The organism is Nonomuraea sp. 10N515B, from assembly GCF_052245915.1.
Lineage (GTDB): Bacteria > Actinomycetota > Actinomycetes > Streptosporangiales > Streptosporangiaceae > Nonomuraea.
Map to the genome: position 1 here is coordinate 178,038 of NZ_JBQQBQ010000004.1, position 24,554 is coordinate 202,591.

The window sequence follows — 24,554 nt, forward strand, 5'->3', positions numbered from 1 at the left end:
TGCCGTGGCGAGGTCCGGGGCGGGTGTCGGACGCCGGTCGCGGGGTAGGCCGGGGTGCATGATCGGACAGCGACTTCCCCCCGCGCGTCCGGTGTTGTGGCCACTGCGCCCCGCCGAGTCGGCGAAGGTGTCCCGCACCGCCCATGACGGTCAGGTCGTGGTCAGCATCGAGCACGCCCCACTCCGCGGGGTCACGCCGGACATGCTCGCCTGGTGGTACGCCCACGTCCCGGGAACCATGGCCTACGCCGGCGACGTCTACCCCCGCTACCTGGTCTGGCACCCGCTGGACCACATCTCGTACCAGGTGATCCGGCCGGCGGCGGGCGGCGGCGTCGGCCCGGGCGCACAGCTGCACATCACCGAGGCCCTCGGGCGCGACCCCGGGCGGCTGATCGACATCCGCGTCCGGGTCGAGGAGCTGGGCGCCGCGGGCGCGATCATCGCCAAGCGGGTCGCGGGCACCCACTTGGTTCGCTTGGAGAACGAGTTCGCCGCCGCGCCCGAGGGCGTGCGGTACGTGACCCGGATGCGCCTGGGAGACGATTCGCCGCTCGGCCGGCTGGCGTTGAACCGCGTCGCGACGACCCGGGCTTTCCCTCCGGCCAAGCTGCAGGCGTGGACCCGCCACCACATCGAAGAGATCGGCAATCTGGAGCACTTCCTGCCCGCGCTCTACGCCGAACGCGCCCCCCACGAGTCATGAGGCCGATCGCCACCGGGCGAGCCGCAGGACACCGGCGCCGGCGAAGTAGGCGATCAAGGTCGTGGCGGGCCAGCCGTACGCGCCCGGGCCGGTCAGCGCGACCCCGAGCAGGCCCGCGAGCACCCCGCCCAGGCCGAGGACGGTGAGGACGCCCGCTATCGCGCCGGCCACGGCTCCCGCCGCGGGGCGGGGGCCGGCGCGCCGTTCGACAGGACCGAACACCAGCACCAGCACGCCGAGAATCAGCGTCAGCATGACCAGCCAGGGCAGCCGCATCAGCACCCACGCGGGCGACCCGGGCGGCTCCGCCAGCACGGCTGTCCGGTGCAGCGCCAGGGCGCCGAGCACGGCGGCCGTCATGTGCCACAGGAACAGCGTCATGATGACCAAGTTGACCGCCACGATCACCGTCCAGGGCCGCGGCCGTCGCAACCACCGGGCCGCCGGAGCGCGGAACGCCAGGGCGAGCCCGGTCTGCGTCACCGCCAGCGCCAGCAGCGCCAGGGTGGGAGGCGAGGTGTTCTGGATCTCCTGTCCCGCGATCCCCACCATGCTGATCGGGTAGGGGCCCGCCACGGTGAGCGCCACCAGCGCGGTCAGCCCGGCGGCGGCCATCGGCAACCCCACAGCGGGCCTGGCCGGCAGTCGCCCGTCCTGCCAGGCGAAGCCGAGCTGGTGAACGGCCAGCCAGGCGAGCAGGAAGTTCCCGTCGGCCGCGACGGGCGTCTTCAGCGCCAGCCGGGCCGCGTCGCCGACGCCGACCAGAACCGTCAGCGCGATGGGGACGGCCAGGCCGTAGCGGCGGTGGAGGGCGTGGGTCAGCGGGGTGAGGACGACCACGGCCAGGTAGGCGACCAGGAACCACAGCGGGATCCCGGCCGCCCACACCGCGGTGCCGACCAGTGCGGGATCGGCCCCCAGTGCCCGCGCTGCCAGGGCGGATCCGGCCAGCACGGCCAGCACGACGGTGGTGGGCCGCACGAGCCGGTCGGTACGGCGCAGCACCCATGCGGCCGCGTCGCCGCCGCGGTCGCGGTGGGTGGTCAGCGAGACGGCGTTGGCGTAGCCGCCGACCAGGAAGAAGACGGGCATGACCTGGAACAGCCAGGTCAGGGGACGCGTCCAGGGCACGATCTCCAGCACGTTGCCGGCTTGGACGCCCCCGGCGGGGGTTGCCTGCACGTGCACCGCCAGCCAGTGCCCGACGACGACGGCCGTGATGGCGATCGCGCGGAGCAGATCGACATGGCGCTCCCGCTCCGGTGGCGTCCCCTCCGCCAGCCGCCGCATTTCCCGCGATCAGCCCTGGATCCCGGCCATGGACTCCAGCCTGCGGATCCGATCGGCGATGGGCGGGTGCGTGGAGAACAGCCGCCCGAGACCGCCACCGCGGAACGGGTTGGCGATCATGAGGTGGGAGGTCGACTCCAGCCGGGCGTTCTGCGGAAGCGGCACCTGCCGCGTACCGGCATCGATCTTCCGCAGCGCGCTCGCCAGCCCCAGCGGGTCCTGCGTCAGCCGGGCGCCCGATTCGTCCGCCTGGTACTCCCGCGCCCGCGAGATGGCCATCTGGATCATCGCGGCGGCCATCGGCCCCAGAATCATCAGCACCAGTGCCCCGAACACCCCTGGCCCGTTGTTGTTGCGGCCGCCACCCCCGAAGAACCCCACCATATAAGCCAGGTAGGTGATCATCGTGGCCAGCGCGCCCGCGACCGAGGAGATCAGGATGTCGCGGTTGTACACGTGCGACAGCTCGTGGCCGATGACCGCGCGCAGCTCGCGTTCGTTCAGCATGTGGGTGATCCCGTAGGTCACGCAGACCGCCGCGTGCTCAGGATTGCGGCCGGTGGCGAACGCGTTGGGCTGCAGCATCGGCGACATGTACAGCCGCGGCATGGGCTGGCCCGCCCGGTCCGACAGCTCGCGGACCATCCTGTGCAGTTCCGGCCAGTCGGACTGTCCGACCGGCTGCGCGCGCATCGCCGACAGTGCGATCTTGTCCGAGAAGAAGTAGGCGACGGCGTTGCTCGCGAGCGCGACGAGGACCGCGATCTGCACCCCGCGCCCGCCGCCGAGCCACCACCCCACCAGAATGATCAAAGCGGACAGCGCACCGAGGAGAACCGCGGTACGCAGGCCGTTGTGCTGCATGACGGCCTCCTTTCCCCCTGCGCACCCCCTACCCCCTCCGGGCCCGCGGATGCCGGGCCCGGAGAGGGCAGGCTCCCGAGACCGCCTTCAGCGGCTCGGGCCCGTGCCCTTACCGGCCGGCCGGGACGATCCGGTGCCGTCTACCGGCCGGCCGGCACGATCCGGTAGTCCCCGCCGGGCCGGGTGCGGAAGGTCACGGTGTCGCCGTCCGTGGTGTGCGCGACCGGCCGCCCGCGATCCGTCGTGACCCGGACCCCGCCGCGGAACGCGTCACTCCGCAGGGTGACCGTGCCGCCCTCGTCGGCCGTCAACCGCGCCTCGGACAACCGCTTGGACGCCCACGTCAGCCCGACGGTGTGGCCGCCGCGGGCACGCAGCCCGGAAACGCTGCCGTCGGCCCAGGCGGCGGGCAGCGCGGGCAGCAGGTCGATCACCCCGAGGTGGCTCTGCACCACCATCTCCGTCATGCCGGAGGTGGCGCCGAAGTTGCCGTCGATCTGGAACGGCGGGTGCGTGTCCCAGAGGTTGGCCAACGTGCTGGTCTTCAGCTGGTCGGCCAGCAGTTTGTGCGCGCGGTCGCCGTCGAGCAGCCGCGCCCAGAAGTTGATCTTCCAGGCCTTGCTCCAGCCGGTGCCCGCGTCGGTGCGGGCGTTGAGCGAGACCTTGGCCGCCTGCGCCAGCTCCGGCGTCGTACGCGGCGAGACCTGCCGCCCCGGGTGCACCGAGAACAGGTGGGAGACGTGCCGGTGGGTCTCCGCCGGGTCGTCGAGGTCCTCCTTCCACTCCTGCAGCTGCCCCCACTTCCCGATCCGCAGGCCCGGGTCGAGCGTGGCCAGCACGTCGCCGGCTTCGTCGGCCTCCTTCTCGTCGCCCACCAGCTCCGCGGCCTCGCGCAGGTCGGTGAACAGGTGCCAGAGGATCTGCTGCGACATCGCCGCCCCCGCCGTGGTGGGGCCGATCTCGGGAGATCGGCTGGGGATGGCGACGAGCCTGCCGTCCCTGGGGTCGGTCTGCAGGAAGTCGTGCCAGAACGCCGCGGTCTCCTTCATGACCGGGTACGCGGTCCGCTTCAGGAACTGCTTGTCCAGCGTGAACCGGTAGTGGTCATAGAGCTGCAGCGACAACCAGGCGCCCGACTCGGGGAAGAAGTAGGCGGGATGGTCCCATGCCCCAGTGTGGCCGAAGATGTTGGAGGCGTGGTGGGCGACCCAGCCGTCCGCCCCGAACATCTGCTTGGCGGTGACCCGGCCGGGTTCGCGTAGCCCGTCCACGTACGTGTGCAGGGGTTCGGCCAGCTCGGCCAGGTTGGTCATCTCGGCCGGCCAGTAGTTCATCTGCAGGTTGATGTTGAGGTGGTAGTCCGCCTGCCACGGCGGGGCCTCGAGCACGTTCCACACGCCCTGGAGGTTGGCCGGCAGCGACCCGGGGCGGGAGGAGGCGATGAGCAGGTAGCGGCCGTACTGGTAGAAGAGCTGCTCCAGCGCCCGGTCGGCGGCCGGGGCGGTGCCGTACTGGGCGAGCAGGTCGTCGGTGGGCACGGCGGGCAGGCTGCCGCCGAGGTCCAGCCGTACCCGGTCGAACAGGGCGGCGTGGTCGGCCCGGTGGGCGGACAGCAGCTTGGCGTAGCCGCGGGCGGCGGCGGCGTCGACCCGCGCCGTGAGCTTGGCGTGCGGGTCCTCGCCCTTGTAGGTGGGGTAGTCGGGGGCGTAGTCGGTGCCGGTGCCGAGGATGAGGACCACGGACTCCGCGCCGGCCACGGAGACGGTCCCGTCGGGGTTGTCGGTCCTGGTCCCGCCCTGGTTGAGGACCTGGAGCTGGGCCTCGTACGCCATCGCGTTGCTGGTCAGCGCCCCTTTGACGGTGACCCGGCCGCCGGCGGCCGTGGCGGTCGCCGAGCGGTTGGCGGGCACGGCGATCCTGGCGGTGAACGTCACCCCGCCGGGCCGGTCCGCGGCGACCCGGGCCACGACCACGCCGGCCGGCGCGGAGGCGAAGTACTCGCGGGTGTGGCGCACGCCGCCGGCCGTGAACGACACACCGGCCACGCCGCGCGCGATGTCCAGCTCCCTGCGGTAGTCCGCCACCTCCGCCGGGAGCTCGGGGAAGGCGAGGCGCACGTCGCCGAAGCTCTGGTACGCGCCGAACCTGCGGTGTCGCGGCGTGTCCGACTTGTGCCCGAGCGCGGCCAGCACGTCGTTGGGCGAGATGCCGCCTTCCTTCCAGATCCGCTCCCTGATGGCCTCCAGCGCGCCGGGCCGAGGGGCGTCCCAGTTGCCGTAGGTGTAGTCGGAGACGCCGGGGCCGCCGGTCCACAGGGTCTTGTCGTTGAATTGGAGCCGCTCGGCCTGCACGCCGCCGAACACGGTGGCGCCCATGGCGCCGTTGCCGATCGGCAGCGACCTGGTCTCCCAGCCTTGGTTGGAGTCGGGGGTCGGCTCGTCGTACCACAGCGTGTACGGCTGCGCCGCGTGCCCGGCCTGCGCCTGCGTGGCCGGGACCACGGTCAGCGCCGCGCCGAGTGCGAGGGCGATCGGCCCTGCCAGTAACCGTTTCTTCATGAGGGTGCACCTATACATCGGATGTGTGGCGGATGGCAGATCGGAGGTCTATCGGTCGCACGTGGTGATCGCGGTGTGCCGGCGGCAGGCGATCGCCGCGTACCCGCCCTCGGCGGGCACCGCCACGCTCAGCCGGTCGCGCGGCCCGTCGATCACGTGGCTCTCCCGAACCAGGCCGTTCGTGCCGTCGCGGACGACCTCGACCAGCCACCGGCCGTGCAGCATGCTCAGCGGGACGTCCAGCGTGCGGGCCGCGCCGGACACGCCGGCCCCTATGAACCACCGGTCGCCGCTGCGCCGGGCGAGCACCACGTGGTCGGCCGGGCGGCCCGACAGCAGCCGCGTCTCGTCCCAGGCGGTGGGCACCTGCTCGAGGAACCGTTCGGCCTCGGGCCTGGCCTGATACGACTCGACGGTGCCGGCCAGGTTCTGCAGGCCGGACTCGTACGTGACCGCCAGCCCCAGCTCGTGCGCGTCGGACGTGGGCCGGCTCGGCCGGTGGAAGGCCATCGGCGTGTAGTCCATGGAGCCGATCACGTTCCTGGTGAAGGGCAGGGTGGTCACGTGCGCGGTGGTGAGCGTGCGCTTCTCGCCGCCGTGCACGCCTTCCATGGTCATCACGTGCGGCCAGGTGCGGTGGATGCCCTTGGGGACGGTCGAGCCGTGGAAGTTGACCAGGAGACGGTTCGCGGCGGTGGCGGGCAGGATCTCGTCGTACCAGCGCAGCCGCTCCTGCGATTCGGCGTCCATGAAGTCGATCTTGACGCCGCGCACGCCCCAGCGGTTCAGCGTGGGCAGCCACAGGGCGCGTTCCTCGGGAGTGTCCAGGTCGCGGAAGTGCACCCAGACGAGGATCTCCACGCCCTTGCCGCGGCCATACTCGACGAGTTGCGGCATCCAGCTGGTCGTCGGCCAGTCGGGGTCGGTGACGTCCCACTGGTCCCGCAGGAAGTACCAGCCTGCGTCCACCGCCACGTAGGGCCAGCCGCGCTGGGCGGCGTAGTCGACGTACCCCTTCTGGATCTCCAGGCTCTGCCCGGCCTCCCTGCCGCCCGCCAGCCACGTCCAGAGCACCTGGCCGGGCCGGATCCACGAGGTGTCGCGCACTTCGGAGTCAGGAGCGAGGTCGTCGGCCAGCGTGGACTCGGTGACCGTGGCCAGGTCCCCGATGACCAGCACCCGCCACGGAGTCTCCCCCGCGGCCTGGACCTGCTGGTCCCACAGCTGCAGCCGGTACGTGCCGGTGCCCTCCTCGTGCGTCAGCCGCGGCCCCGAGTAACCCCCGTCCAGGGCCGACTCGGTGATCAGGAGGTGGCCGCCGCCGGTCTCGAACAGGGCGGGCACCATGAAGTCGGCCGCGAGCGCGTTCTGCGCCGTGTACTGGACGAAGGGGTTCTCGTAGTCGCGGCGGTGCCGGGCCAGCCAGGCGGTGGAGTCTGGGCGGAGGGTGAACGCGGAAGTCTCGCGCAGGACCGGCCCGTGGTCGCCCGGCCACTGATACCGGTGGGCGACGCCGTCCCTGGCGACCCTGACGACCAGGTCAAGCCGGGCGCCGGCGGCGTTCTCGAAGGCGAACGTGGCCTCCCGCATGAGCGCGGACCGCTTGAGCCGCTTGCCGACGGTGGTGGTGTAGTGCTCGGTCACCACGCGTTCGCTGCGGTGCAGGAAGCGCAGCCCTTGGGACAGGTCGGCCCGCTCGGTGACGAGGCCGACCGGGCTGGGCTCCAGCACCCGGGCGCCGTGGCGCTCGGCGGCCAGGGTGAGCGTGCCCGCGTCCGGGTCGAGCGCGAGTTCGGCCGCCGGGCCACCGGGGAGGCCGGTGACCGTCCAGCTCTGGTCGGCGGCCCGAGCAGGCAGGGCGGGGACGAGACACAGGGTCAAGAGGAGTGCGGCGCACAGACGTAACGGCGTGGCGGTCGACATGAGGGCTCCTGCAGCCGGATACATCGGACCTGTTTCCGGATCGTAAACCCTCCGTTTCGGTATGGCCAGGAGGAGATCCGATCTCTTTCGCCGATCAAACAGGCCGTCAGAGGGTGAACAGCAGCTCGGCGAGCTCCGTCCGGTTGCTCAGGCCGGTCCGCTCGTAAACCTGCACCAGCGTGTTGGCGACGGTCCGCCGGGAGAGCACCAGCTGGTCGGCGATGTCCTGGTTGCTCATCCCGGACGCGGCCAGGTGGGCGATCTGCCGCTGCCTGGGGGGTGGCCAGGCCTGTCACCACCGGAGTACGCGCGCCTGCGCAGCGGCGGGCCAGCTTCCAAGCGCGGGTCCCCGGTCCGCGGCGCCGAGGCGGACGGCGTCGTGCAGGCCCGAGCCGCGGCCACGTCACCGGTCTGGGCGTACGCGTGAGCCAGCTCGGCCAGGCGCGTAACGTGCCGAACAAAACCCGAACCCGGAGAGCTGCCGATGATCCATCGGACGATCCAGGAGGCGTACACACGGGGCCTGGCGGACGAAGGAGTCGCCGACGATCACGTCGCCGCCGGGTACGTCACCACGCTGGTGTTGCGCAGCGCCTTCACGGCCATCCCCGTGGAGCGCCTCGGCGAGCCGGTCACCGACGGCTTGCAGTACCTGTTTCGCAAGCGTGTCGGCCTCGCCCGCTTCATCGCCGATCTCGGCCTCGCCCTCTGATCCGGGGCTCGTCACCGCCCGGCCGCGAACGGTGGCAGGGCGCGGGAGATGGCGCGGGCGCTGGTGCGGACGAGGTGGGCGAGCGCCTGCGTCGAGGCGGTGCCGTGGTGGACGACCAGGGACACGGCGGCGACGACCTCGCCCTCGGAGTCGTGGATCGGGGCCGCGACCGACAGGGCGTCCATGGTGACCTGGCGGTCGCTGACGGCGTAGCCGCGGGCGCGGGTGTCGGCGAGCGCGGCACGCACCTGGCGCGGGTCGGTCATGGTGCGTTCCGTGTAGCGCTGGATCGGGCAGGCCAGGACGAGTTCCTGCACGTCGGAGGGTGCGTACGCGAGCAGGACCAGGCCGACGCCGGTGGCCGTGAGCGCGAAGCGGCCGCCTACCCTCGTCAGCACCGGCACCGCCCCGCTGCCCGCGATCCGCTCCACGAACACGACCTCGGTGCCTTCGCGTACCGCCAGCTGCACGTTCTCGCGGGTCACCTGCGACAGGTCCTCCAGATACGGCAGCGCCGCCTCGCGCAGGCCGAGGCCGCGCGGGGCGAGCGAGCCGATCTCCCACAGCCGCAGGCCGATGTGGTAACAGCCGGCCGGGTCCCGTTCCAGCGCACCCCAGGCCACGAGCTCCGCCACCAGCCGGTGAGCGGTGGACACCGGGAGCCCCGAGTGCCGGGACAGGTCGCTGAGCGTCAGCGAGCGCCGGTCGGGCGTGAACGCGCCGAGGATCTGCAGGGCGCGCGCCACGACCGGCCCGGTCCGGGCGACGGCTGACGGCATCGGCGGCTCCATGGTCAGAGCTCGAGGACCAGCTTGGGGCAGGCGGCGCGGGAGACGCAGATGAACATGACGTCGTTCGCCGCCTCCTCTTCGGGCGTGAGGAGCGAGTCGCGGTGGTCCACGACGCCCTCGAGGACGGGCGTCTCGCAGGTGCCGCAGGTCCCCTCCCGGCACGAGGTCAGGACCTGTACGCCTGCCTCCTCCACGACCTCCAGGATCGACCGATCCGGCGGGACCGTCAGGGTGAGACCGGAGGTGGCCAGCTCGACCTCGAACGACCCGGTCATGATCGGGTCGCCCGCATCCTTGGGGGTGAAGCGCTCCACGTGCAGCGGCCGGTTCGCGCAGCGCTCCTCGACGGCCTGCAGGAGCGGGGCGGGGCCGCAGCAGTAGACGAGGGTGTCCTGCGGCTCCTCCGCCAGCAGGGCGTCGAGGTCGAGCAGGCCGTGCTCGTCCTGCGGCCACAGGAGCACCCGGTCGCCGTGGGCGGCGCGCAGCTCGCTCGCGAACGCCATCGACGCGGCGGTCCGGCCACCATAGGCCAGCCGCCACTCCGCCCCGCAGGCGGCGATCATCGGAAGGATGGGGGTGATCCCGATCCCACCGGCGACGAACAGGTAGCGGGAGGCGGGGTGCAGCGGGAAGTTGTTGCGCGGGCCGTGCGTCAGGATCGTGGCGCACGGGTGGAGCTCGTCGTGCACGTAGGCAGAACCGCCGCGGCCGGCGGGCTCCCGCAGGACGGCGATCCGCCATGTGGTCCGGTCGGCCGGATCACCACACAACGAGTACTGGCGGACGAGGTCGTCGCCCAGCACCAGGTCGATGTGCGCCCCCGGCGCCCACGCCGGCAGCTCACCGCCGGCCGGGTCGCGCAGCTCGATCGCCACGACTCCGTCGGCCACCTGCTCACGAGAGTGCACGACGAGCTTCCGCTCGGCACTCAAGTCGGCGCCACCACCGGTCACGGCCTGGCCCGCGATCTCGACACCGCCCATCGCACCACTCGTGCTCCCGGCACCGGTCATCGGGCCGCCCGTCACGGGGCGGCCGGTCACGGCACGGCCAGCGACCCCGGCGTCGGCCATCGCGCCACCCGTGCTTTCGACGCCCGTCATAGCGCCGCTCCCGCACCGGACAGGGCCGCCCGACCGGGAGCCGTCGCTGGGCCCGGGACGGCCGCCGAGCCGGGAGCGGTCTCCGCGGTGTGGCCGACCGGGTGGGCGAGCAGCCACTCCCACACCTCGATCGGGCCCTCGGCGAGGTGCGTGGCGCCGCAGTGGCAGGTGCCCTGCAGCAGGTCGCTGCCGGGCAGCCACACCACCCGCAGCACCTCGCGGCCGGGAAGCATGCGCGTCGGTTCCATGCCCGTCACACCCGGCTGTCCGCGCTCTGCCCGGCGACCAGCTTGGCCAGCATGCGCCGCGCCGCCAGCCCACCGGTGTCGATGTTGATCGACAGCTCCTGGTAGCCCTCGGCCTCGGTGGCGATCACCTGCTCCAGCACGTCCAGCGCGACGACGTCCTGCAGCACCACGGTCCGGTTGTTCTCGGCCAGGAAGTCCGACACGCCCTGGTCGTCGAGGGCGAAGTCACGGGCCACGGCCCAGAAGTCGTGCGTGGTGTGCTCGGTCTCGGGCGTGATGGCGTACACGACCTCGACGTGGAAGGCGTCAGGGTCGCTCCCGTCGGCGTTCGGCAGCACCCCGAGCGGCGCGATGCGCGAGTGCAGCTTGTACAGGCACGGCGGGGTGTACTCGATGTCCTGCCAGCGCATGATCCGCCCGGTGAGCCCGGTGGACTTGGCGTAGAACGGCGGGCACTCGGCGTCGTCCATGTGCCGGCTGACGTAGACGATCCCGGCCTCCTCGTCCACCTCGGTGGTGATCGGGGTGGCGGCCACCTCGGGGGTGCCGATGTAGCCGCCGTGCAGGTACGTCTCGTGCGACAGGTCGAGCAGGTTGTCCACCAGCAGCCCGAACCGGGCCTTCAGCGGCTCCATCCCGGAGACGGTGGTGTAGTCCGGCGAGTCCAGCCAGGGCGCCCGCGGGATGCGGGTGGCGTCGGCCTTGGCCGGGTCGCCGATCCAGACCCACACGAACGAGTCCTGCTCGACGACCGGGTAGCTCTTCAGCCGCGCGGTCCGCGGCACCCGGGTCTGGCCGGGCACGGCCACGCAGCCGCCGTCGGCGCCGTAGGTGAATCCGTGGTAGCCGCACACCACCTGGTCGTCGAGCAGCCGGCTCGGCGCCTGGGACAGCGGGAACCGGCGGTGCACGCAGCGGTCCGACATGGCGGTGACGGTCCCGGCGCGGGTCCGCCAGAACAGGATCGACTCACCACAGATGGTGCGGCTGAACAGCTCGTGGGCGATCTCGCGCCCGTACGCGGCGACGTACCACTGGTCGCGGGGGATGCTTGACATGGGCGACTCCTTCTCAGTGGAACGATGGTGACGTCGGTCACGCAGGGCGCGGAACCGCCCTTCCCGGATGCCGGAAAACGAATGTCCTCAGAACCGCAGGACCGGCTTGATCGTCGCGCCGGAGACGATGTCGCCGATCGCGCTCTGGATCTCCTCGAACTTGTAGTGCCTGATCAGCCGGTCGATCGGCAGCCGCCCGGCGGCCACCAGCTCGGCCAGCACCGGGATCAGTGACTCCGTCTCGCTGTCGCCCAGCGTCAGGCCCACCACCGTGCGGCCCGGCAACATGTAGTTGACGTCCACGGGGATCGACGAGCCGAACGGCGGGGCGCCGACCAGCACCGCGGTGCCCCGGGCGGCGAGCACGCCGACGGCGGCGCCGGCGACGCCCACGTTGCCCGTCGTCTCGACGACGCCGTCGGCGCCCTGGCCGCCGGTGATCTCCCCGATCGCCTCGGCCAGGTCGGCCGTGGTGGTGTCGACGGTGTGGGTGGCGCCGAGCTCGCGGGCCAGCTCCAGCCGGGCCGGCACCCGGTCGACCGCGATGATGCGGGTGGCCGGGGTGAGCCGGGCCGCCATGACGGCGGACAGGCCGACCGCGCCCGCGCCGGTCACGACGAGGGAGGCGCCGGGGCGGGGGCGCAGGACATTCCATACCGCCCCGGCGCCGGTCTGCACGCCGCAGCCGAGCGGCGCCAGCAGGTCGAGCGGCGCGTCGGCAGGCAGCTTGACCAGGCTGCGCTCGTCGACCAGGGCATGCCTGGCGAAGGAGGACTGGCCGAAGAAGTGCCCGCCGAGTGCCGCGCCGTCCCTGGTCACGGTGGGTGAGCCGTCCGCGCGGGCGCCGCCGAGCAGGTTCAGCGGCAGCCAGGCCGCGCAGTAGGCGGGGTGCCCGTCACGGCAGTTGGCGCACCTGCCGCACGAGGTGAAGGAGAGCAACACGTGATCGCCGGGGCTGACCCGCGTCACCGCGGAGCCGACCGCCTCCACGACGCCCGCGCCCTCGTGGCCGAGGACTCCGGGCAGCGGGAACGGCAGGCCGCCGGCGGCGACGCCCAGGTCGGTGTGGCAGATCCCGGCGGCGACCATGCGGACCAGCACCTCGTCCGGGCGCGGGTCGGTCAGTTCTACTTCGCTCAGCTGGAAGCCCGCGCCGGCGGACTCGACGACGGCTGCTGACGTGGTGGTGGTCATGGCTTACCTCTCACAGGGCGATGACGACGGACTTGACCTTGGTGTACGACTCCAGCACCTCGGGGCCGTACTCCCGCCCGTAGCCGGACTGCTTGACGCCGCCGAACGGGATCGCCGGGTCGAGCATCGCCCAGTCGTTCACCCACACGATGCCGGCCTCCAGCCGCGCCGCCACCCGGTGCGCGCGGGCCAGGTCGGTGGTCTGCAGGCCGGCCGCGAGCCCGTACGGGGTGCCGTTGGCCATGGCCACGGCCTCGTCCTCGGTGTCGAACGGCTGGACGGTCAGGACCGGGCCGAAGATCTCCTCCTGCACGACGCGGGAATCGTCGCTGAGGCCGGCGATGACGGTCGGCTTGTAGTAGTAGCCGCCGCCGACCTCCAGCCGTTCGCCACCGGTGACGATCCGGCCGCCCTGCTCCTTGGCGATCCGCACGTACTCCTCGACCTTGGCGAGATGCCGTTCGGCGGCCATGGGGCCGACGACGGTGGCCGGGTCGAAGGGGTCGCCGACCGGCACGCCGGCGACGGCGCCGGCCAGGATCTCCAGGACGGTGTCGTACAGGGAACTGTGGACGAGCAGGCGCGGGCCGCCCATGCAGAACTGGCCGGTGTTGAAGACGAACGCCTTGATGGCCGAGCCGATCGCCTTGTCCAGGTCGGCGTCCTCGAACACGATCTGCGCGGCGTTGCCTCCCAGCTCCATCGTGACGGGCTTGAGGCCTTCGCCGGCCGTGGCGGCCGCGTACCGGCCGATCTTGGTGGAGCCGGTGAAGGCGATCTTGTCGATGCCGGGGTGGCGCAGCAGCGCCTCGCCGGCCACCGCGCCGCCGCCGGTGACCACGTTGAGCACGCCGTCCGGCACCCCGGCCTCGGCCAGGATCTCGGCCATCAGCAGGGCGCTGAGCGGGGTGTCCTCGGCGGGCTTGTGCACCACGACGTTGCCCGCGGCCAGCGCCGGGGCGACCTTCGAGCTGCTGAGGATCAGCGGAAAGTTGAACGGGGTGATCGCGCCGACCACGCCGATCGGCTCGCGGCGCGTGTAGGCGTGCGAGGGGATCGGGATGTGCCGGGTCGCCCCTTGGATGGTCTGCGCGAGCCCGGAGTAGTACTCGTAGATCTCGGCGGCCGTGGCCACGTCGACGGCGCGGCACAGGCTGACCGGCTTGCCGACGTCGACGCTCTCGACCGCGACGAGCTCGTCCTCGCGCCGCCGGATGATGTCGGCGACGCGGTGCAGGATGCGTGCCCGCTCGCGGCCGGACGTCTGCGACCACGCGCCGAACGCCTTGCGCCCGGCGGCGACGGCCGCGTCCACGTCGGCGGCGTCCCCCTCGGCCACGGTGGTGATCACCTGTCCCGTGGACGGGTCGATGATGTCCCTCCGGCCCTTGGCGACCGCCTCGGCCCACTCGCCGCCGATGAACAACTTACCCGGCTCGATGTGCGGCCGGCTCACGGAATCCGTCATGACCCGCTCGCTTCCCGGTGCGGTCGCACGCCGCACCGTCCTGGTCCCGACCTGTTCAACCAACAGGTTTCCTGATAATTACGCTTATATGGCGAAGAATGCAAGAGGGCTGAGATACTCAGGAAACCTGACTGTCCAGAGCAAAGGAGCGCACGTGACAAGCACCACCGGCAGCGACGGAGCCGTGGAGAGCGCCACCTCGCGCCCGTCGCTGCTGTACGTCGTGAAGCAGGTCGAGCTCGCCGCGCGCTCCCACATGGACGAGCTGCTCAAGCCGACCGGCATCACCGCGCTGCAGTACACCGCGCTCACCGTGCTGCGCCGCCGGGACGGGCTCAGCTCAGCCCAGCTCGCCCGCAACTCCTTCGTCACCGCCCAGTCCATGGCCGACATGATCACCGCACTGGAGCGGCGCGGCCTCATCGTCCGCCGCCGCGACCCGGACAACCGCCGCGTCCTGCTGATCAGCCTCACCGACGCGGGCCACGAACTGCTCGCGGCCCACGACGAGGCGATGGAGGCCCTGGAGGGGCGCATGCTCGCCGGACTCACCGCCCGGCAGCGCCGCGACCTGGAGGTCTACCTCAACCGCTGCCGGACGGCGCTGTCCGACCTGCCGCCGCACTGACGGCCGGCGCGGACAGGTTCCGGAGCTTGAGCTTCTGGATCTTGCCCGAGCCGGTCTTCGGCAGGTCCTCCACGAACGTGACGTACCTGGGGATCTTGTATTTGGCCAGCCGGGTTCGCAGGAAGGTTTGCAGCTCCTCCCCCGTGACGGCGTGCCCGGGACGGGCGACCACGAACGCGCGGCCGGTCTCCCCCCAGGTCTCGTCCGCCACGCCGACCACCGCCACCTCGGCCACCGCGGGATGCTCGAAGATCGCCGCCTCCACCTCGGCCGGGTAGACGTTCTCACCGCCGGAGATGTACATGTCCTTGACGCGGTCCACGATGTACAGGTGGCCCTCCTCGTCGCGGTAGGCGACGTCGCCCGAGCGGAACCAGCCGCCCTCGGCGAAGGCCGCGGCGGTGGCCCCGGCGTCGTTCCAGTAGCCGGGGGTGACGTTCGGACCCTGGATGAGGACCTCGCCGGGTTCGCCGGGCGGGGCGTCGCTGAGGTCCGGCCGGACGACCCGGACGTCGGCGAAGAGGACAGGCACGCCGGCCGAGCCGGCCTTGCGTTCGCTCTCGCTCGCCTCCAGGAACGTCGCCCCCGGCGAGGTCTCGGTCATCCCGTACCCCTGGCAGAACACCAGCCCCCGCTCCTGGTAGGTGCGGATCAGCGCGGGCGGGATCGACGCGCCCCCGGACATCAGCGTGCGCAGCGAGGACAGATCCGCACCGGCCCAGCGCGGCGAGGCGGCGAACGCGGCGAACATCGTGGTGACCCCGAACATCCACGTCACGCCGAACTTCTCGATCAGGTCGTAACACGCGTCCACGTCCCACGACGGCATGATCACCGAGCGGGCGCCCTTGGCGAAGGTCGGCAGCAGCGTCTGGTTCAGCGCCGCGACGTGGAACAGCGGGGCGCTGACCAGCGTCGTCTCGTCACTGGCCACGTCCACCCCGACGAACATGTTGTAGGTGTTCCAGATCAGGTTGGCGTGGCTGAGCATGGCGCCCTTGGGGCGCCCGGTGGTGCCCGACGTGTAGAGGATGAGCGCGATGTCGTCCTGCGCCACCGGCACGTCAATCGGCGTTAGGGCACCTTGCGCCAGCCAGTCCTCGTAGGCCTCGAGCGGGATGATCTCGTCCAGGTCCGGCGTGCCGGTCAGCGCCTCCACCACGCCGGCGCACTGCGGCGCGTGGATCAGCACCTTCGCGCCGCAGTGCCCCAGCATGTAGTCGATCTCCGGTGCCGCGAGCCTGAAGTTCAGCGGGACGAAGATCCCGCCGAGCATGTGCGTGGCGAACATGGTCTCGGCGAACGCGACGTGGTTCGGGCCCAGGTAGGCGACCCGGTCCCCGGCCCGCACGCCGCTGTCCCGCAGCCGATGCGCCAGCCTCGTCACCCGCTCGTGGACCTCGGCGTAGGTCAGCGAGCGGTCCTCGTAGACGAAGGCCGTGCGGTCCGGCGTCATCATGGCCCGCCGCGCCGGCCAGCCGCCGATCCCGGAGTTGTGCATGAGCGTGTCTTTCCTGTCAGGAGGCGACGGTCTTGGAGGCGTTGGCAGGGATCGGCTCCTCGGCCAGGTCGCCGCGGCTGGTTTCCTTGAGCGCCAGTGTGCAGGCCACGGCCAGCAGGCACGCGGCGGCGATGACGATGGACACCACGAGGGTCCCGCCGCCGCCGGCCTGGATCTGGGCGAACACCACCGGCGCCAGCCCGGCCCCGAGCCCGGCCAGCTGGTATCCGAGGGACGCGCCGGTGTAGCGGGTGCGGGTGCTGAACAGCTCGGTGTAGAGCGCGGCGAGCGGGCCGTACATCATCGGGTGCACGATGGCCTGGCCGAAGACGAGCGCGAGGGTGAGCAGGGCGACGCTGCCGGTGTTCACCAGCGGGAACAGGGCGAACGCGAACACCGCCATGATCAGCGCGCCGGTGATGACGACCGGCCGCCGCCCGACCCGGTCCGACAGGGCCGACCAGCCGAGGATGCCGAGCACGGCCAGCGCCGAGGAGAGCGTCAGCCCGTTCAGCACGTCCTGCCGCTCGAAACCGGTGCCGACGCCGTACGCGATGAGGAAGGTGGTGAGCGTGCCCTGCGCCACGAACGCCGCCAGCCCCACACCGACGCCGAGCAGCAGCGTTCTGGGCTGGCCGCGCAGCACGTCCAGCAGCGGGATCCTGGAGGCGCTCTCCTTGACGGCGGCGCTGAACACCGGGGTCTCCTCCACCCGCGTCCGGACGAACAGGCCGATCGCGAGCAGGACGATGCTGATCAGGAACGGGACCCGCCACCCCCACGCCAGGAAGGCCTCGTTGCCCACCACGGCGGCGGTGCCGGTCAGCGCGCCCGTCGACAACACCATGCCGAACGGCGCCCCGGCATTGGTGAAGCTCGCCCACAGGCCGCGGCGGGCGGTGGCGTGCTCGGCCGACATCAGCACCGCACCGCCCCACTCGCCGCCGACCGCGACTCCCTGCACGATCCTGAGCAGGACGAGCGCGATCGGGGCGAGCACCCCGGCCTGCTCGTACGTGGGCAGCACCCCGATGAGGAAGCTGGCCACGCCCATCAGCACCATGGTGAGCACCAGCATGCGCTTGCGGCCGAGCCGGTCGCCGAAGTGGCCGAAGACGACGCCGCCGATCGGCCTGGCCAGATACCCGGTGGCGAATGTGCCCAGGCTGGCCACCGTGGCGACCAGCGGGTCAAGGTTGGAGAAGAAGACCTTGCTGAACACGACGGCCGAGGCCGTGGCGTACAGGAGGAAGTCGTAGTACTCGATGACGCTGCCGAGGAAGCTCGAGGCCACCGCGCGGCGCAGCTGGACGGGGTTGGACATGAGTGGGGGGCTCCTTCACATCTGGAAGGGGGGATCAGGCGTAGTGCCGGTAGACGGCACGGGCGACGCACGCGGGCTTGGCCGCGCCGTCGATCTCCACGGTGAAGTCGAGCAACATCTGGACGCCGTCGCCGGGGACGTCCTCGACCTCGGCGACCTTGCCGGCGAGGCGGATCTTGCTGCCGACCTTGACGGGGCTCGGGAAGCGGACCTTGTCCAGGCCGTAGTTGATGCTCATCTTCATGCCCTGGATGTCGAGCAGCTCGTTGAACAAGGGGATGAGCAGGGCGAGGGTCAGGTAGCCGTGCGCGATCGTGCCGCCGAACGGCCCGTCCTTCGCCCGCTCCGGGTCCACGTGGATCCACTGGTGGTCGTTGGTGGCGTCGGCGAAGGTGTTCACCCGCTCCTGGGTGATCTCCAGCCAGCCGCTGTGGCCGAGGTCCTGACCGGCCAGCGCCTTCAGCTCGGCGAGACCGTTCGCGACGGTGGTCATGACTGCGTCTCCTTGGGGGTGAGGCCGAGCAGGCGCGCGGCGTTGTCTTTGAGGATCTTGGGGCGGACCTCGGGCTTGATGTCGAGCTTGGCGAAGTCGGCCAGCCACCGGTCCGGGGTGATCACCGGGTAGTCGGAGCCGAACAGCACTTTGTCCTTGAGCAGCGTGTTGGCGTACCGGACGAGCTGCGGCGGGAAGTACTTCGGCGACCAGCCGGACAGGTCGATGTGCACCGACGGCTTGTGCGTGGCCACCGCCAGGGCCTCGTCCTGCCAGGGGAACGACGGGTGCGCCAGGATGATCTTCAGGTGCGGGAAGTCCACGGCGACGTCGTCGACCAGCATCGGGTTGGAGTACTTGAGCCGGATGCCCGCCCCACCGGGCACACCCGCGCCGATGCCGGTCTGGCCGGTGTGGAACAGGGCGATCGCGCCCAGCTCCTCGATCACCTCGTACAGCGGGTAGGCCAGCGGGTCGTTCGGGGCGAAACCCTGGATGCTGGGGTGGAACTTGAAGCCGCGCACCCCGTAGTCGGTGATCAGGCGGCGGGCCTCGCGGGCACCCGCCCGGCCCTTCCACGGGTCGACACTGGCGAACGGGATGAGCACGTCGGCGTGCTCGGCGCAGCTCTCGGCGATCTCCTCGTTGGAGATGCGGGGATGGCCGGTGGCGTGCTCGGCGTCCACCGTGAACACCACCGCGGCCATCTGCCGCTCCCGGTAGTAGGCGGCCATCTGCGGGATGGTCGGCTGCTCGTGCGCGCCGAAGTACTCCTCCGACGCCCCGAACAACGCCGGGCTGAGCGAGCCGTGCCCGTCCTTGGAGACCTCCGCATGCGTGTGGACGTCGATCGCGACCAGTTCGTCGACGTTCATGAGGTGGGCGCCTTCGGCGCGGGGATCCCGTACGTCTCCGGCTCGGCCCCGACACCCGCCTCCCACGAGGCGGCGATGGCGTCGGCGGACCAGCCGCCGTCGGCGTAGGCGACGGCCTTCTCCTGGGGATGCGACCAGAGCGCCAGCTTGTCGCCGCCGATGCCGACGGCCTGCCCGGTGACGCCGGCGGAGGCGTCCGAGGCGAGGTAGACGATCAGCCCGGCCACGTCCTCGACCGTGCCGAGGCCCTCGTCCTTGCGCAGCCAGTCCGGCAGCGGGTCACCGGTGCGCTCGGCCTCCTCCAGGATCGGCGCGAACACGGGGATGGTCTTCGTCATCTCGGTGGCCGCGACCGGGACGACGGCGTTGACGGTGATGTTGGCCCGGCCCAGCTCCATGGCCCAGGTGCGGGCCATCGCCACGATGCCCGCCTTGGCGGCGGCGTAGTTGGTCTGGCCGAAGTTGCCGCGCTGCCCGGCCGGGGAGGAGATCAGGATCAGCCGGCCGCCGTCGCCCTGCTCGCGCATGCGTACGGCGGCCGCGCGGGCGCAGGTGAACGTGCCCCGCAGGTGCACCTCCACGACCGCGTCGAAGTCCTCGTCGGACATCTTCCACAGGACCCGGTCCCGCAGGATGCCGGCGTTGGTCACCATGACGTCGAGCCGGCCGAACTCCTTGACCGCGGTGTCCACCAGCCGCTGCGCGACCTCGGTCCCGCCGACCGCGCCCACCTCGGCCACAGCCTTGCCACCCGCCGCGACGACGGCCTCGACCACCTGGGCGGCCGCCTCAGCGTCCACGTCGTTGACGACGACCGCCGCCCCGGCGGCGCCGAGCGCCTCCGCATACGCCCGGCCGAGCCCACGACCGGCCCCCGTGACCACGGCCACCTTGCCCGACAAATCCATCTATTCCACCCCAAACACCGCAGGAGTCCATCGACGCCGGTCAATGTAGGGCACTTTCGTGACTTAGGTCAAAGTTCTGCCCAACATCGGCCTCACAAACCCGACGCCCTCTACGTTGGGCATATTTCCAACCTGCGTCAAGAGTTTGCCCTACATCTGTGCTCCGTCTACGCTCATGTCTGTGAAGCACGAGGACGAGCAGGACCAGCCGCATCAGCCGCCTTCGGCGCGCCCGCAGTCGCTGATGTTCAGCTTTCTCGGCATCTACGTGCTGGGGCGCGGCACCGCGGTCTACTCCGGCAGCGTCATCGACGTCTTCGCCCGCTTGGGCGTCTCCGAGGAGGCGGTGCGCTCCACGCTCACCCGCATGGCCAAGCGCAACCTGCTGACCAGGCACCGCCAGGGCAAGAAGGTCTATTTCGGCCTCACCGAGCACGCCACCGACGTGCTCGACGACGGGCGCCGGCACGTCTGGGAGACCGGCGCGGTCAACCGCGACTGGGACGGCACCTGGACTCTGGTCGGCTTCTCCCTGCCGGGCAATGAGCGCAGCACCCGCCACGACCTGCGTTCCCAGCTCATCTGGGCCGGATTCGGGCCACTCCAGGGCGGGCTCTGGATCGCTCCCGGCGTGAAGGACGTGGAGTCGATGCTCGCCCCGCTCGGCCTCGGCGACAACGTCACGGTGCTCCAGGCGCAGGCGTACAAGCCGACCGAATCAGCCGACCTGGTCCGCAAGGCGTTCGACACCGACCAGATCGCCGAGCGCTACCGGGTCTTCCTCGACCGCTGGGACACCGCGCACCCGCTGCCGTCCGCCACCGACGACCTGGCCAGACAGCTGTTCCTGCACACCGACTGGCTGCAACTCGTCCGCCAGGACCCGCGCCTCCCGGCCGAGCACCTGCCCGCCGACTGGCCGGCCATCCGCGCGGAGAAGCTGTTCCACACGCTGGCCCACCGCTACGAGCACAGCGCCGCGCAGCTCGCGGAGTCCGTGCTCGACGAGCTTCCCCTGCGCCCCTAGCGGGATCACGCGTACGCGGCGAGCGTCCTCCCGGTCGCGTAGTGGTAGGAGGCCGCGATCACGGTCTTGGCCACCTCCAGCTCGTCCGCCGTCCGGGGACCGTACACCATCACCACGTTGACGGCGGGGGAGTAGAGCGGATGACGTTCGCCCCAGCCCTTGGCGACGAGCTCCTGCTGATCGTCCGGTGACAGGGACACGTGCAGACTGCCGTCCAGGTGGATGTGGGCGAACTCCGCGGTGAGTCGCGGCGGCATGAGCACCGCGCCGCGCGGCGGCAGCGTGCCTCCTTCCAGGAAGAACGCGGTGGCGCCCGGCTCGGAGATCTCGCTGGGCCTGATCCGGGTGCCGGGCAGCCCGCCGGTCATCCAGCGCTTCAGCTGCTCGCGGATCTCATCGGGACTGTTCTGGCTGAGCTGGACGTGGGGTACGGAGGGCCCGGTGCGTGGACGGTCGCCGGCGCGGGTGGGCAGGATCATGATGGCGCTCCTCTCAGAAGCCGGATATCCACAGCCTCGGCGCCACAGGCCGCCGGGCTCACCGCCCGTTCGGGCAGTGTTCGCCACCCGAACGGCCAGACCCGCCGCCTGACCGAGCGCACCTAGCATGAGATTCATGGACCTGCCCGACCCGCGTATCGTTCTGGCCGCCGCCGCCTCGATCCTCCAAGCTCCGATCGGCGCCATGCTGGAGCCCTTGTCTCAGGCGCTGTCGGGATTCCTGCCGCACCGGGCGCTGGCCATGCTCACCGGCGACTGCGCCCGGCATCCCATGAAGACATACGGCGACCCCGCGCTCACCGAGAAGATCACCAGCGCCGAGCTGGCCCGCGTGGGCGGCGCCGTCGACGTGGGCGAGCCGTGGTTCGGCGAGCTGCGCCTCGCGGGCGGGCAGCTCCCGGCGCTGGCCGTCGCGGCCCGCCCGCCCGGGGCCTCCGGCGCCCTGCTCGTGGTGGTGACGGCCGGAGGGACCGTGCCTGCCGCTCCGGTGCGCGATCTGGTGCGGCGGCTGTGGGACCTGGTCGCCGTGGAGCTGTCGCACCGGGCCGCGAACCTCCCGCCCGCCGGCCTCAGCGGCAGCCGGGTGGCCGCCGGCGAGCGCGCCCGCGCCATAGCCGAGCTCACGGGGGCCCACGCCGCCACGCTCAAGGCGCTGCTCGGCGCGTTGCGCAGCCGCTCGCTCGACGACGGCGCCGCCCGCCGGGCCGCCATCGACCTGGCGGTGTCGGCGCTGATCGAGCTACGTGCCGCAGGCGACCTCGACCGGTCGCTGAGCGAGGAGCCGGCCGGGACGGCGTTCGACCGGCTGGCCGACAAACTCGCGCCGCTGACCCGCTACAGCGAGGTGTCGCTGGAACTCGCCGGCCCGCGCGAGCGCGACCGCGCCCTCCCGGGCGATCTGGCGGGCGCGGCCCAGGCTCTGGTCCGCGGCGCCATCGTGACCATGCTCGAGTACGAGGGCCTCACCAGGATCCGGGCGACCTGGGAGCTGTCCGATGCGGAGCTGCTCGTCACGGTTCGCGACGACGGTCCCGGCGTGCTCACCGCCGACGCCCTGCCCGTGCGCCGCCTGGCCGAGCTGGCGGCTGCCGTGGGCGGGCGCCTGACGCTGGACTCCGTTCCCGGATGGGGCACCACGGTGACCGCCGTGCTGCCGCTCGCGCCGGCCGTACACGGGAGCCAGGGCGACGCGCTGGCCGCGCTCAAGCCGCGCGAGCTGGAGGTGCTCGAACGGCTGGCGCGCGGACTGCGTAACCGGCAGATCGCCGAGGAGCTGCTGATCAGCGAGCACACCGTGAAGTTCCACGTGGCGAACATCCTGGACAAGCTGGGCGTGGGAACCCGCACCGAGGCGGCGGCCCTCGCGCACTCCTCGGGCCTGTCCACGGTCGCCTGACCTCAAGGCCTTTCCTTGCGTCTCCGGCCTCATCTCCTCTACATTGAATAAACGTTTACTCAATGAGGAGTCATGGCAAGAACGCGGAAGGAACAGGCGGAATGGCGGCGCGAGCAGTTGCTCGACGCGGCGCTGACGGTTTTCGCCGGGAAAGGCGTGGACGGCGCGTCGGTCAAGGATCTCGCCGCAGCGGCAGGAGTGACGCCCGGCCTGCTCTATCGCTACTTCGACAGCAAGGAGGCCCTGGTCCAGGCGTTGCTGGCGGAGCGCGGCTTCCTGCCGCAGCTGCGCGAGCTCCTGACCGCCGACCACGGCACGCGGCCGGCCAGGCAGGTGCTCACCGAGTTGCTGGAGGCGTTCGACCACCTGCTCGCCGGCAACGCCGACCTCATGGCCGTGTTCTTCAGCGCCACCCAGGCGCGCGCCGAGCTGGCCGAGCTGATGACCGAAGGGCAGCGGCTGATCGGCGATTTCCTGGCCGCCCGCGTCGCGGCCGGCGAGTTGCGCCCCCACGACGTCGCGACCGCGGCCAAGACCCTGCTCGCCACCGTGGCCGTGAACCGCAGGACGGGCACCCCGGTCGACGTCGAACGCCTGGTCGAGCTGCTGTTCCCCGAGGAAGGATGAGACGACATGCGTACCGAGAGCACGAGATGTTGCGTGGTCGGCGGCGGCCCCGCCGGGATGATGGCCGGGCTGCTGCTGGCCCGCCAGGGTGTCGAGGTGACCGTCCTGGAGAAGCACGCCGACTTCCTCAGGGACTTCCGAGGTGACACCGTCCACCCCTCCACGCTGGAGCTGATCGCCGAGCTGGGCTGGATCGAGGAGTTCCTGAAGCTGCCGCACACCAGGATGCGCGACGTCACCGTGAGCATCGGCGGCCGGGACGTCACCTTCGCCGATTTCACCCGCCTGCGCGTGCGCTGCCCGTACATCGCCTTCATGCCCCAGTGGGACGTGCTGGACTTCCTGGCCGGCAAGGCCGCCACGTACCCCTCCTTCCGCCTGCTGCGCAGCACCAGTGCGACAGGACTGATCATGGAGGAGGGGCGCGTCACGGGGGTCCGGGCGGCCACCGCAGACGGGCCGCTCGACGTACGGGCCGACCTGGTGATCGCCGCCGACGGCCGCCATTCCACGCTCCGCGACGTGGCCGGACTGGAGTCCAGGGCGAGTTCGCCGCCCATGGACGTCTTGTGGTTCCGCCTGCCTCGCCGCGACGACGACCGTATGCCCTTCTTCCAGCGTGGCCAGGGCGCGCTGGTCGCCATCGACCGGGGCGAGTACTGGCAGCTCGCCTACACGATCCCGCCGGGGGCGTTCGCGGAGCTCAAGGAGGCCGGGCTGCCCGCGTTCCGCGAGCGGGTGGCAGGTCTGGCGCCGGCCCTGCGCGATCGTGTCGGTCTGATCGACGACTGGGATCACGTCCACCAGTTGACCGTCAGGGTCGACCGGCTGCCGCGGTGGCACCGGCCGGGGTTGCTCTGCATCGGGGACGCCGCCCACGCCATGTCGCCCGCGGGCGGCGTCGGCATCAACCTGGCCGTGCAGGACGCCGTCGCCACCGCCAACCTGCTCGGTCCCGTCCTCCGTCGTCAGGCGGGCGTCCCGGGCGAAGACGCACTCGCCAGAGTGCAGGCACGCAGGGAACGGGCTGTCAGAGTGACCCAGGCCTTCCAGGTTCGCATCCTCCGCGACCTATATCCGAAGAAGGCGGCGGACGATACCGCCGCGCACGTGCCGCCGATCTTCACTGCCTTCAAGGCGCTGCCACCGCTGCGGCATCTGATGGGGCGCTTCATCGGGTTGGGCGTACGACCCGAGCACATCGGGAAGCCCTGACCCGTGTCCGATGTCGGCGCCGGCGAACAGCCAGTACGTATCCCCGGCACGCGCGGATGAGCGTGGCCCTGGCCACTTCCTCCAGCCCGCACTGGGCGAGCAGGCCGGCCAAGTTCCACCGCTTGATGGCCGGCCGGAGGTGGCG

Annotated in this window: 23 protein-coding genes and 1 pseudogene; 7 read left to right on the plus strand and 17 right to left on the minus strand. The window is 71.5% G+C overall.

Annotation, left to right across the window (positions count from 1 at the left end; translation table 11 throughout):
• The first annotated feature begins 58 nt into the window (after positions 1-58).
• A complete protein-coding gene (locus ACTWQA_RS07340; RefSeq protein WP_443158503.1) occupies positions 59-706 on the plus strand; it encodes a DAPG hydrolase family protein in 648 nt (215 codons plus the stop codon).
• On the opposite strand, the gene ACTWQA_RS07345 is transcribed toward ACTWQA_RS07340, so the two are convergent.
• The 5 genes and pseudogenes from ACTWQA_RS07345 to ACTWQA_RS07365 form a co-directional block, all read right to left on the minus strand.
• Positions 701-1,996, minus strand: coding sequence for an acyltransferase family protein (locus ACTWQA_RS07345; protein ID WP_443158504.1), 1,296 nt, complete (start codon positions 1,994-1,996; stop codon positions 701-703). The two genes, ACTWQA_RS07340 and ACTWQA_RS07345, sit on opposite strands and share 6 nt — an antisense overlap.
• A 9-nt stretch (positions 1,997-2,005) precedes the next feature.
• Complete coding sequence (gene htpX / locus ACTWQA_RS07350; protein WP_443158505.1) at positions 2,006-2,860, minus strand: zinc metalloprotease HtpX; 855 nt, start codon at positions 2,858-2,860, stop codon at positions 2,006-2,008.
• 140 nt (positions 2,861-3,000) lie between these two features.
• On the minus strand, positions 3,001-5,418 hold the full coding sequence (locus tag ACTWQA_RS07355) for a glycoside hydrolase family 95 protein (protein WP_443158506.1): 2,418 nt from the start codon (positions 5,416-5,418) through the stop codon (positions 3,001-3,003).
• A 48-nt stretch (positions 5,419-5,466) separates the two neighbouring features.
• Complete coding sequence (locus ACTWQA_RS07360; RefSeq protein WP_443158507.1) at positions 5,467-7,341, minus strand: glycoside hydrolase family 97 catalytic domain-containing protein; 1,875 nt, start codon at positions 7,339-7,341, stop codon at positions 5,467-5,469.
• A gap of 106 nt (positions 7,342-7,447) precedes the next feature.
• Positions 7,448-7,606 (minus strand): annotated as a pseudogene (locus ACTWQA_RS07365) (LuxR C-terminal-related transcriptional regulator); the annotation flags it as partial.
• Between the two features lie 219 nt (positions 7,607-7,825).
• Here ACTWQA_RS07365 and ACTWQA_RS07370 point away from each other — a divergent pair.
• Entirely contained in the window at positions 7,826-8,053 is a 228-nt protein-coding gene (locus tag ACTWQA_RS07370) for a hypothetical protein (RefSeq protein ID WP_443158508.1), read from the plus strand.
• Positions 8,054-8,064: 11 nt separating this feature from the next.
• Here ACTWQA_RS07370 and ACTWQA_RS07375 read toward each other — a convergent pair whose 3' ends face one another.
• The 6 genes from ACTWQA_RS07375 to ACTWQA_RS07400 all read right to left on the minus strand — a co-directional run bounded on the left by ACTWQA_RS07375 (position 8,065) and on the right by ACTWQA_RS07400 (position 13,915).
• Complete coding sequence (locus ACTWQA_RS07375; RefSeq protein ID WP_443158509.1) at positions 8,065-8,832, minus strand: IclR family transcriptional regulator; 768 nt, start codon at positions 8,830-8,832, stop codon at positions 8,065-8,067.
• Between the two features lie 14 nt (positions 8,833-8,846).
• Positions 8,847-9,947 carry a PDR/VanB family oxidoreductase gene (locus ACTWQA_RS07380; RefSeq protein WP_443158510.1) on the minus strand — a complete coding sequence of 367 codons (1,101 nt, stop codon included), beginning with the start codon at positions 9,945-9,947 and terminating at the stop codon, positions 8,847-8,849.
• The gene (locus tag ACTWQA_RS07385; RefSeq protein WP_443158511.1) at positions 9,944-10,195 is read right to left on the minus strand and encodes a hypothetical protein; all 252 of its coding nucleotides are present in this window, start codon (positions 10,193-10,195) and stop codon (positions 9,944-9,946) included. Before ACTWQA_RS07385 ends, ACTWQA_RS07380 begins: the two co-directional genes overlap by 4 nt.
• A 5-nt stretch (positions 10,196-10,200) precedes the next feature.
• Positions 10,201-11,253, minus strand: a complete 1,053-nt coding sequence (locus ACTWQA_RS07390; RefSeq protein ID WP_443158512.1) for a Rieske 2Fe-2S domain-containing protein — start codon at positions 11,251-11,253, stop codon at positions 10,201-10,203.
• A gap of 87 nt (positions 11,254-11,340) precedes the next feature.
• Positions 11,341-12,447, minus strand: coding sequence for an NAD(P)-dependent alcohol dehydrogenase (locus ACTWQA_RS07395; protein WP_327583934.1), 1,107 nt, complete (start codon positions 12,445-12,447; stop codon positions 11,341-11,343).
• A gap of 10 nt (positions 12,448-12,457) precedes the next feature.
• The gene (locus ACTWQA_RS07400) at positions 12,458-13,915 is read right to left on the minus strand and encodes an aldehyde dehydrogenase family protein (protein ID WP_443158513.1); all 1,458 of its coding nucleotides are present in this window, start codon (positions 13,913-13,915) and stop codon (positions 12,458-12,460) included.
• Positions 13,916-14,069: 154 nt separating this feature from the next.
• Here ACTWQA_RS07400 and ACTWQA_RS07405 point away from each other — a divergent pair, with 154 nt between their 5' ends.
• On the plus strand, positions 14,070-14,543 hold the full coding sequence (locus ACTWQA_RS07405; protein ID WP_305915902.1) for a MarR family winged helix-turn-helix transcriptional regulator: 474 nt from the start codon (positions 14,070-14,072) through the stop codon (positions 14,541-14,543).
• On the opposite strand, the gene ACTWQA_RS07410 is transcribed toward ACTWQA_RS07405, so the two are convergent.
• Genes ACTWQA_RS07410 through ACTWQA_RS07430 form a run of 5 tightly spaced genes read right to left on the minus strand, consistent with a single transcriptional unit; the run spans position 14,500 to position 19,644 of the window.
• Entirely contained in the window at positions 14,500-16,044 is a 1,545-nt protein-coding gene (locus ACTWQA_RS07410; protein ID WP_443158514.1) for an acyl-CoA synthetase, read from the minus strand. The genes ACTWQA_RS07405 and ACTWQA_RS07410 overlap by 44 nt on opposite strands.
• A 16-nt stretch (positions 16,045-16,060) precedes the next feature.
• The gene (locus tag ACTWQA_RS07415; RefSeq protein WP_443158515.1) at positions 16,061-17,368 is read right to left on the minus strand and encodes an MFS transporter; all 1,308 of its coding nucleotides are present in this window, start codon (positions 17,366-17,368) and stop codon (positions 16,061-16,063) included.
• Positions 17,369-17,402: 34 nt separating this feature from the next.
• Entirely contained in the window at positions 17,403-17,861 is a 459-nt protein-coding gene (locus tag ACTWQA_RS07420) for a MaoC family dehydratase (protein ID WP_305915899.1), read from the minus strand.
• The gene (locus ACTWQA_RS07425; protein ID WP_443158516.1) at positions 17,858-18,736 is read right to left on the minus strand and encodes an amidohydrolase family protein; all 879 of its coding nucleotides are present in this window, start codon (positions 18,734-18,736) and stop codon (positions 17,858-17,860) included. Before ACTWQA_RS07425 ends, ACTWQA_RS07420 begins: the two co-directional genes overlap by 4 nt.
• Positions 18,733-19,644 (minus strand): SDR family oxidoreductase, encoded by a 912-nt coding sequence (locus ACTWQA_RS07430; protein WP_443158517.1) that lies wholly within the window; start codon positions 19,642-19,644, stop codon positions 18,733-18,735. Before ACTWQA_RS07430 ends, ACTWQA_RS07425 begins: the two co-directional genes overlap by 4 nt.
• A gap of 181 nt (positions 19,645-19,825) precedes the next feature.
• Here ACTWQA_RS07430 and ACTWQA_RS07435 point away from each other — a divergent pair, with 181 nt between their 5' ends.
• Complete coding sequence (locus ACTWQA_RS07435; RefSeq protein WP_443158518.1) at positions 19,826-20,671, plus strand: PaaX family transcriptional regulator; 846 nt, start codon at positions 19,826-19,828, stop codon at positions 20,669-20,671.
• A gap of 5 nt (positions 20,672-20,676) precedes the next feature.
• Here ACTWQA_RS07435 and ACTWQA_RS07440 read toward each other — a convergent pair whose 3' ends face one another.
• Complete coding sequence (locus ACTWQA_RS07440; RefSeq protein ID WP_443158519.1) at positions 20,677-21,150, minus strand: luciferase domain-containing protein; 474 nt, start codon at positions 21,148-21,150, stop codon at positions 20,677-20,679.
• A 136-nt stretch (positions 21,151-21,286) separates the two neighbouring features.
• Between ACTWQA_RS07440 and ACTWQA_RS07445 the strand changes: the two genes are divergently transcribed.
• The 3 genes from ACTWQA_RS07445 to ACTWQA_RS07455 all read left to right on the plus strand — a co-directional run bounded on the left by ACTWQA_RS07445 (position 21,287) and on the right by ACTWQA_RS07455 (position 24,409).
• Positions 21,287-22,567, plus strand: coding sequence for a LuxR C-terminal-related transcriptional regulator (locus ACTWQA_RS07445; protein ID WP_443158520.1), 1,281 nt, complete (start codon positions 21,287-21,289; stop codon positions 22,565-22,567).
• 72 nt (positions 22,568-22,639) lie between these two features.
• Positions 22,640-23,194: a TetR/AcrR family transcriptional regulator gene (locus tag ACTWQA_RS07450; RefSeq protein WP_327583943.1), complete on the plus strand. Its 555-nt coding sequence runs from the start codon at positions 22,640-22,642 to the stop codon at positions 23,192-23,194.
• A gap of 6 nt (positions 23,195-23,200) precedes the next feature.
• The gene (locus ACTWQA_RS07455) at positions 23,201-24,409 is read left to right on the plus strand and encodes an FAD-dependent oxidoreductase (protein WP_443158521.1); all 1,209 of its coding nucleotides are present in this window, start codon (positions 23,201-23,203) and stop codon (positions 24,407-24,409) included.
• The last annotated feature ends 145 nt before the right edge of the window (positions 24,410-24,554 follow it).